The 8,274-nt window shown below is 55.6% G+C and carries 8 protein-coding genes, 4 tRNA genes and 2 rRNA genes (1 of these 14 running past the window's edge); all 14 read left to right on the top strand.

The genetic code is table 11. The features are described 5' to 3' along the window. A 23S ribosomal RNA gene (locus NMB38_RS19635) occupies positions 1–1,458 on the top strand; it begins 1,434 nt to the left of the window's first position. Positions 1,459–1,592: 134 nt separating this feature from the next. After that, positions 1,593–1,708: ribosomal RNA gene (rrf, locus tag NMB38_RS19630) — 5S ribosomal RNA — on the top strand. A 224-nt stretch (positions 1,709–1,932) separates the two neighbouring features. After that, positions 1,933–2,892 carry a bifunctional biotin--[acetyl-CoA-carboxylase] ligase/biotin operon repressor BirA gene (gene birA, locus NMB38_RS19625; RefSeq protein ID WP_027915761.1) on the top strand — a complete coding sequence of 320 codons (960 nt, stop codon included), beginning with the start codon at positions 1,933–1,935 and terminating at the stop codon, positions 2,890–2,892. Continuing rightward, complete coding sequence (locus NMB38_RS19620) at positions 2,882–3,631, top strand: pantothenate kinase (RefSeq protein WP_027915760.1); 750 nt, start codon at positions 2,882–2,884, stop codon at positions 3,629–3,631. The genes birA and NMB38_RS19620 overlap by 11 nt, the downstream gene beginning before the upstream one ends. Positions 3,632–3,638: 7 nt before the next feature. Continuing rightward, positions 3,639–4,064, top strand: coding sequence for a hypothetical protein (locus NMB38_RS19615; RefSeq protein WP_028687945.1), 426 nt, complete (start codon positions 3,639–3,641; stop codon positions 4,062–4,064). Positions 4,065–4,216: 152 nt separating this feature from the next. Beyond that, positions 4,217–4,300, top strand: a tRNA-Tyr gene (locus tag NMB38_RS19610). A gap of 24 nt (positions 4,301–4,324) precedes the next feature. Further along, positions 4,325–4,398: transfer RNA gene (locus NMB38_RS19605), tRNA-Gly, on the top strand. A 29-nt stretch (positions 4,399–4,427) separates the two neighbouring features. Beyond that, positions 4,428–4,503, top strand: a tRNA-Thr gene (locus NMB38_RS19600). A gap of 78 nt (positions 4,504–4,581) precedes the next feature. Continuing rightward, the gene (gene tuf / locus NMB38_RS19595) at positions 4,582–5,775 is read left to right on the top strand and encodes an elongation factor Tu (protein WP_038411791.1); all 1,194 of its coding nucleotides are present in this window, start codon (positions 4,582–4,584) and stop codon (positions 5,773–5,775) included. A gap of 54 nt (positions 5,776–5,829) precedes the next feature. Beyond that, positions 5,830–5,905 (top strand) — tRNA-Trp (locus NMB38_RS19590). A gap of 44 nt (positions 5,906–5,949) precedes the next feature. Next, positions 5,950–6,318, top strand: a complete 369-nt coding sequence (gene secE / locus NMB38_RS19585) for a preprotein translocase subunit SecE (RefSeq protein WP_028687922.1) — start codon at positions 5,950–5,952, stop codon at positions 6,316–6,318. 9 nt (positions 6,319–6,327) lie between these two features. Then, positions 6,328–6,861 carry a transcription termination/antitermination protein NusG gene (gene nusG, locus NMB38_RS19580; RefSeq protein WP_003255501.1) on the top strand — a complete coding sequence of 178 codons (534 nt, stop codon included), beginning with the start codon at positions 6,328–6,330 and terminating at the stop codon, positions 6,859–6,861. A 119-nt stretch (positions 6,862–6,980) separates the two neighbouring features. Beyond that, on the top strand, positions 6,981–7,412 hold the full coding sequence (gene rplK / locus NMB38_RS19575; RefSeq protein ID WP_027915748.1) for a 50S ribosomal protein L11: 432 nt from the start codon (positions 6,981–6,983) through the stop codon (positions 7,410–7,412). Further along, a complete protein-coding gene (rplA, locus tag NMB38_RS19570; protein WP_027915749.1) occupies positions 7,412–8,107 on the top strand; it encodes a 50S ribosomal protein L1 in 696 nt (231 codons plus the stop codon). Before rplK ends, rplA begins: the two co-directional genes overlap by 1 nt. Positions 8,108–8,274: the final 167 nt, after the last annotated feature.

The following is an 8,274-nucleotide window of genomic DNA, read 5'->3' as shown; positions in this document are numbered from 1 at the left end:
CCTGGCGTTGGTTGTCCAGGTTTAAGGTGGTAGGCTGAAATCTTAGGCAAATCCGGGATTTCAAGGCCGAGAGCTGATGACGAGTTGCCTTTAGGCGATGAAGTGGTTGATACCATGCTTCCAAGAAAAGCTCCTAAGCTTCAGATAACTGGGAACCGTACCCCAAACCGACACAGGTGGTTAGGTAGAGAATACCAAGGCGCTTGAGAGAACTCGGGTGAAGGAACTAGGCAAAATGGCACCGTAACTTCGGGAGAAGGTGCGCCGGCGAAGGTGAAGGGCTTGCCCCGTAAGCTTTTGCTGGTCGAAGATACCAGGCCGCTGCGACTGTTTATTAAAAACACAGCACTCTGCAAACACGAAAGTGGACGTATAGGGTGTGACGCCTGCCCGGTGCCGGAAGGTTAATTGATGGGGTTAGCGCAAGCGAAGCTCTTGATCGAAGCCCCGGTAAACGGCGGCCGTAACTATAACGGTCCTAAGGTAGCGAAATTCCTTGTCGGGTAAGTTCCGACCTGCACGAATGGCGTAACGATGGCGGCGCTGTCTCCACCCGAGACTCAGTGAAATTGAAATCGCTGTGAAGATGCAGTGTATCCGCGGCTAGACGGAAAGACCCCGTGAACCTTTACTATAGCTTTGCACTGGACTTTGAATTTGCTTGTGTAGGATAGGTGGGAGGCTTTGAAGTGGGGACGCCAGTTCTCATGGAGCCATCCTTGAAATACCACCCTGGCAACTTTGAGGTTCTAACTCAGGTCCGTTATCCGGATCGAGGACAGTGTATGGTGGGTAGTTTGACTGGGGCGGTCTCCTCCCAAAGAGTAACGGAGGAGTACGAAGGTGCGCTCAGACCGGTCGGAAATCGGTCGTAGAGTATAAAGGCAAAAGCGCGCTTGACTGCGAGACACACACGTCGAGCAGGTACGAAAGTAGGTCTTAGTGATCCGGTGGTTCTGTATGGAAGGGCCATCGCTCAACGGATAAAAGGTACTCCGGGGATAACAGGCTGATACCGCCCAAGAGTTCATATCGACGGCGGTGTTTGGCACCTCGATGTCGGCTCATCACATCCTGGGGCTGAAGCCGGTCCCAAGGGTATGGCTGTTCGCCATTTAAAGTGGTACGCGAGCTGGGTTTAGAACGTCGTGAGACAGTTCGGTCCCTATCTGCCGTGGACGTTTGAGATTTGAGAGGGGCTGCTCCTAGTACGAGAGGACCGGAGTGGACGAACCTCTGGTGTTCCGGTTGTCACGCCAGTGGCATTGCCGGGTAGCTATGTTCGGAAGAGATAACCGCTGAAAGCATCTAAGCGGGAAACTTGCCTCAAGATGAGATCTCACTGGGATCTTGAATCCCCTAAAGGGCCGTCGAAGACTACGACGTTGATAGGTTGGGTGTGTAAGCGCTGTGAGGCGTTGAGCTAACCAATACTAATTGCCCGTGAGGCTTGACCATATAACACCCAAGCAATTTGCTTCTGCAGATTGCGGTGGTGAAGATGACATGAACCGAAAGTTCGCAACGCATCACAAACATCACATATCCGAATTTGCTGGGCTGTCCAACAGGACATTCTGGCTACAGAATTTCTTGACGACCATAGAGCATTGGAACCACCTGATCCCATCCCGAACTCAGTAGTGAAACGATGCATCGCCGATGGTAGTGTGGGGTTTCCCCATGTGAGAGTAGGTCATCGTCAAGATTCATTTCGCAAAACCCCTATCTGCGTATGCAGGTAGGGGTTTTGTCTTTGCGTCTCAGACAAACCCGCCGGCATTGCTCCTGTGAAGGGCGCGAGGGCCGGCGGTCTGGTATCTGAGCGGGAGCCGTGCAGCGCACCCGGCTGCCCCCAATCGCAAGCCCTTGTCCTATGCAAGGCAATCCCCCATAGCTATCATGCCAGCCTCATTCGAAGTCGAGACGCGCATGCTGAAGTTGTTGAATCTCCTCAAGGATGGCCGATTCCATTCCGGAGAAGCTCTGGGGGCGGCTCTGGGCGTCAGTCGCAGTGCGGTGTGGAAGCAGCTGCAGCACTTGGAAAGCGAGCTGAACCTCAGTATCCACAAGGTACGTGGCCGTGGCTATCAGCTAGCTTCACCGTTGGTGCTGCTGGACGGTGCGGCGATCGCGGGCCATGCAGAGGCGGCGCCCTGGCCCACATTCATCCATGAGTCCATCGATTCGACCAATGCCGAAGGTATGCGCCTGGCGGCTAACGGGCAACTGGCGCCCTTCGTGGTATTGGCGGAGCAGCAGAGTGCCGGTCGCGGGCGACGCGGTCGGCAATGGATCAGCCCTTTCGCGCAAAACCTATACTTCAGTCTGGTGCTGCGCATTGACGGTGGCATGCGTCAGCTTGAGGGGCTGAGCCTTGTCGTGGGATTGGCGGTCATGCGCACATTGCAGACATTCGGGGTAAAGAATGTAGGCGTGAAGTGGCCTAACGACGTGCTGGTCGATGGTCAGAAGATAACGGGCATTTTGCTTGAGCTGATCGGTGATCCGGCAGACGTATGCCATGTGGTTCTGGGAATTGGCATAAACGTGAATATGCAGGCCAATACGCAGGTGGATCAACGATGGACCTCCATGCGTCGAGAATTAGGAGCGTCTGTAGACCGCAACCATTTAGTGGCGGTGCTGAGCCACCACTTGGAGCATGAGCTGGGGCGTCACCGCCGTTATGGGTTTGCGGCTTTTCAGGAAGAGTGGGAGCAAGCGCACCTCTGGCAGGGGCGCAATGTAACGCTCATTGCCGGAGCCACCCAGGTACAAGGAGTGGTCGCGGGCGTGGACGGGCAGGGCGGTTTGCGCATGCGCGTGGATGGCGTGGAGAAAGTCTTCAGCGGCGGCGAGCTTAGTTTGAGGTTGAGTGATGATTCTTGAGCTCGATTGCGGTAACAGCTTCATCAAATGGCGGGTAATTCATCTTCACGATGCAATGATTGTGGGTGGCGGGATCGTGGATTCCGACCAGACACTCATGGACCAGATCAGAGTGCTGGCAGGCGTTCAGATTACGGCTTGTCGTATCGTCAGCGTGCGCAGTGAGGAAGAAACCGACGCCTTGACGACCCTGATTGCCCAGGTATTTGCCGTCCAGGCTCAAGTCGCACAGTCAGCGCCGGAGATGGCGGGCGTGCGCAACGGCTATGCGGATTATCAGCGCCTCGGGATGGATCGTTGGCTGGCAACACTGGGCGCATTTCACCTGGCCAAGGGCGCTTGCCTCGTCATTGACCTGGGCACTGCGGCCAAAGCAGACTTCGTCGCCGCAAACGGCGAGCATCTAGGCGGCTATATCTGTCCAGGCATGCCGCTGATGCGTAGCCAACTGCGCACGCACACGCGCCGTATTCGCTATGACGATGCATCCGCCGAGCGTGCATTGGTCAGCTTGACCCCGGGTCGCTCGACGGTGGAGGCGGTCGAGCGAGGCTGCGTGCTGATGCTGCAAGGCTTCGTACGCACACAACTTGAGCAGGCGCGTGAAATATGGGGTGAGGATTTTACTGTTTTCCTGACGGGAGGGGACGCCCCGCTAGTCAAGGACTCGTTGCCTGACGCGCGCGTGGTGCCTGACTTGGTCTTTGTAGGCTTGGCCATGGCCTGCCCACTGAATTGAGGTGCCTATGCGCTGGTTGTTCTTGTTGCTGCTGATCCTTAACGGTGTGTACTACGTCTGGAATCAACAGGAGGCGCCGCTCAAGGTCAAGGATGTAACGCCGCTTTCGCTTTATAAAGGCAGTCAGCAGGACATTCGCCTATTGCGGGAAGCAGGCGTGGCGGCACCTGAGCGACGTCGCGAGGAGTGCCTCATAGTCGGAGGCGCAATGACGCCCGATACGCTTGAGTCGCTTCGTCAGCGGCTGACCAGCCTGGACATCGCCACGGCCCAGGTCCGAGGGCAGGTCGCAGGTGCCCAAGGGCGTTGGCTGAAAGTAGAGCCTGCAAGTGAGCGTTTGTTGGACCCAGCGACCCTCGACTCGCTTTCCAATGATTTCAAAGACTTAAAACATCAAATTATTTTCTGCCAGGGTATTGCAACTGGTGAATAGCTTGATAGAATGGCGCCCGCTTCGCAGGGAACACCACTCAGGTGGTTGAGTTGCAAGCAGTGTCACAGTAGCTAAGTTTCAGATTTGATTGAAAAAATTTGAAAAAGCGCTTGACACTAGGACGGCAGATGAATAAAATGCCGGCCACATCTGGAGGGATTCCCGAGCGGCCAAAGGGGACGGACTGTAAATCCGTTGCGAGAGCTTCGAAGGTTCGAATCCTTCTCCCTCCACCAGTTTTAGCGAGAGCCGCAAGCCTCGCGGGTATAGTTTAGTGGTAGAACCTCAGCCTTCCAAGCTGATGATGCGGGTTCGATTCCCGCTACCCGCTCCAAGTTTGCTGGTTATTGCACAATGTGTTTCGCTCTTGTAGCTCAGTTGGTAGAGCACACCCTTGGTAAGGGTGAGGTCAGCGGTTCAAGTCCGCTCAAGAGCTCCATATAAACAAGGCAGATATGAAAATATCTGCCTTTGTTTTATCAGCGCAAGACTATTTCTTCTGCGGAGGATTGTATCGATGGCTAAGGAAAAGTTTGATCGTTCCCTTCCCCACGTTAACGTCGGCACTATCGGCCACGTTGACCACGGTAAGACCACTCTGACCGCAGCTCTGACTCGCGTCTGCTCCGAAGTATTCGGTTCGGCAGTCGTTGAGTTCGACAAGATCGACTCGGCTCCGGAAGAAAAAGCGCGCGGTATCACCATCAACACCGCTCACGTTGAGTACAACTCGACCATTCGTCACTACGCTCACGTTGACTGCCCAGGTCACGCTGACTACGTGAAGAACATGATCACCGGTGCTGCCCAGATGGACGGCGCGATCCTGGTTTGCTCGGCCGCCGATGGTCCGATGCCACAAACCCGTGAGCACATCCTGCTGTCCCGTCAGGTTGGCGTTCCGTACATCGTGGTCTTCCTGAACAAGGCTGACCTGGTAGACGACGCTGAGCTGCTGGAACTGGTCGAGATGGAAGTTCGCGACCTGCTGTCCACCTACGACTTCCCAGGCGACGACACCCCGATCATCATCGGTTCGGCTCGTATGGCGCTGGAAGGCAAAGACGACAACGAAATGGGCACTACCGCTGTTAAGAAGCTGGTAGAAACTCTGGATTCCTACATCCCTGAGCCAGTTCGTGCCATCGACCAGCCTTTCCTGATGCCGATCGAAGACGTATTCTCTATCTCGGGTCGTGGTACCGTTGTAACCGGTCGTATCGAGCGTGGTATCGTCCGCGTTCAGGATCCGCTGGAAATCGTTGGTCTGCGTGACACCACCACCACCACCTGCACCGGTGTTGAGATGTTCCGCAAGCTGCTGGACGAAGGCCGTGCTGGCGAGAACTGCGGCGTTCTGCTGCGTGGTACCAAGCGTGACGACGTTGAGCGTGGCCAGGTTCTGGTCAAGCCAGGTTCGGTCAAGCCGCACACCAAGTTCACCGCAGAAGTCTACGTTCTGTCGAAAGAAGAAGGCGGTCGTCACACTCCGTTCTTCAAAGGCTACCGTCCTCAGTTCTACTTCCGTACCACTGACGTGACCGGTAACTGCGAACTGCCGGAAGGCGTTGAAATGGTAATGCCAGGTGACAACATTCAGATGACTGTTACCCTGATCAAGACCATCGCAATGGAAGACGGTCTGCGCTTCGCTATCCGTGAAGGCGGTCGTACCGTCGGCGCCGGCGTCGTAGCCAAAATTATTGAATAAGTAGTTGATTTACTTGATTGGGCCGGTATAATAGCCGGCCTGATACAGCGTTACAGGTCAGTAGCTCAATTGGCAGAGCGACGGTCTCCAAAACCGTAGGTTGGGGGTTCGATTCCCTCCTGACCTGCCATTTCACCTCGGTGTGATGGCTTTCTTCTTACAGGATCCTCCTCGATGACCCCCAAAACTGAAGCCCAAGAATCGCGTTTTGATCTGTTCAAGTGGCTGGCTGTAGTGGCTTTGGTGGTTGTTGGTGTAGTGGGTAATCAGTATTACTCCGCTGCTCCAATTCTGTACCGCGTACTCGCACTTCTTGCTCTGGCTGCTGTTGCAGGCTTCGTTGCCTTGCAGACCGCGAAGGGTAAGTCGTTCTTTATGCTGGCCAAGGAAGCGCGTACCGAGATTCGTAAAGTCGTATGGCCGACCCGCCAAGAAACCACCCAGACCACGCTGATTGTTGTGGCTGTCGTGCTGGTTATGGCTCTGCTGTTGTGGGGGCTCGATTCCCTGCTCGGCTGGGCGGTCTCCTTGATCGTAGGCTAAAGGTGCCCCGTGGCTAAGCGTTGGTATGTTGTGCATGCTTACTCGGGTTACGAGAAGCATGTGATGCGCTCCCTGATCGAGCGCGTCAAGCTGGCTGGCATGGAAGACGGTTTCGGCGAGATCCTGGTTCCGACCGAAGAAGTCGTTGAAATGCGTAATGGCCAGAAGCGCAAGAGTGAACGCAAGTTCTTCCCGGGCTACGTGTTGGTCCAGATGGAAATGAACGAAGGGACTTGGCACTTGGTCAAGGATACCCCGCGCGTGATGGGCTTTATCGGTGGTACGGCAGACAAGCCCGCACCCATCACTGATAAAGAAGCTGAGGCAATCCTGCGTCGCGTTGCCGACGGCAGTGACAAGCCGAAGCCTAAGACGCTGTTCGAGCCAGGTGAAGTGGTTCGAGTCATTGACGGTCCGTTCGCAGACTTCAATGGTAGTGTCGAAGAGGTTAACTACGAAAAGAGCCGCCTGCAGGTTGCAGTGCTTATTTTCGGTCGCTCTACGCCTGTGGAGCTCGAGTTCAGCCAGGTCGAAAAGGTCTAGGCGGACGAAGCATCCCATACCCCGCAGCCCTGTGTGCTGCGGGGTTTTGTCGTCACTGGGATAAAACGCAAGTCATCCGGGGAGCCAATAGGCGTTCGTACCCGATATTGGAGTAGCTCATGGCTAAGAAGATTCAGGCTTACATCAAGCTGCAAGTTAAGGCCGGCCAGGCCAACCCAAGCCCACCCGTTGGTCCAGCACTGGGCCAACATGGTGTGAACATCATGGAATTCTGCAAGGCCTTCAACGCCCGTACCCAGGGTCAAGAAGCCGGCCTGCCGACTCCAGTGATCATCACTGTATACAGCGACCGTAGCTTCACCTTCGAGACCAAGAGCACCCCTGCCTCGGTTCTGCTGAAGAAAGCTGCTGGCCTGACCAGTGGTTCGGCTCGCCCGAACACCGTTAAAGTCGGTACCGTTACCCGCGCTCAGCTGGAAGAAATCGCCAAGGCTAAACAAGCCGACCTGACTTCCGCTGACCTGGACGCAGCTGTACGCACCATCGCTGGCTCTGCCCGCAGCATGGGCTTGAACGTGGAGGGTGTGTAATGGCTAAGCTGACCAAGCGCCAAAAGGCAATCGCCGAAAAAATCGAAGCAGGCAAGGCCTACAACTTCGAAGAAGCGGCAACTCTGCTGGCTTCCCTGCCAGCCGCCAAGTTCGTCGAGTCTTACGACATCGCGGTAAACCTCGGTGTAGACCCACGTAAATCCGACCAGGTCGTTCGTAGCGCTACCGTGCTGCCACACGGCACTGGCAAGACTGTACGTGTTGCTGTCTTCACCCAGGGTCCAGCTGCTGAAGCCGCTCTGGCTGCCGGCGCTGACCGCGTAGGTATGGACGATCTGGCTGCTGAAATGAAAGGCGGCGACCTGAACTATGACGTCGTCATCGCATCGCCTGATGCCATGCGTGTCGTAGGTCAGCTGGGTCAGGTTCTGGGCCCACGTGGCCTGATGCCTAACCCGAAGGTTGGTACCGTAACTCCAGACGTAGCCACTGCCGTGAAAAACGCCAAGGCTGGTCAGGTTCGCTACCGTACCGACAAAAACGGTATCATTCACACTTCCGTTGGCAAAATCGGCTTCGAAGCCGGCAAGCTGAAGGAAAACGTTGAAGCACTGATCGCTGACCTCAAGCGTATCAAGCCAGCTTCTTCGAAAGGTATCTACGTCAAGCGCGTTACCCTGAGCACCACTATGGGCCCAGGTCTGGTCATCGATCAGAGCTCGCTGGACGTGTAAGAACATGGTGGTGTGACCTGTCACGCCACCAGCAAAAATTGGGGTCCCTGCCTGGCGGGGGCTATCCAAGACCGTAGGCGGCGCAAGCCTTAAAACACCAGCCCACGCAGATGGTGCTCCCGATTCGTTACCGAATCAGACACCAAAACGACATCCGGCTTCGGCCA

This window comes from Pseudomonas sp. FBCC-B35 (assembly GCF_059133755.1).
The sequence above is the reverse complement of the archived record's forward strand: the minus strand, read 5'-3'. Positions and strand labels throughout refer to the sequence as shown.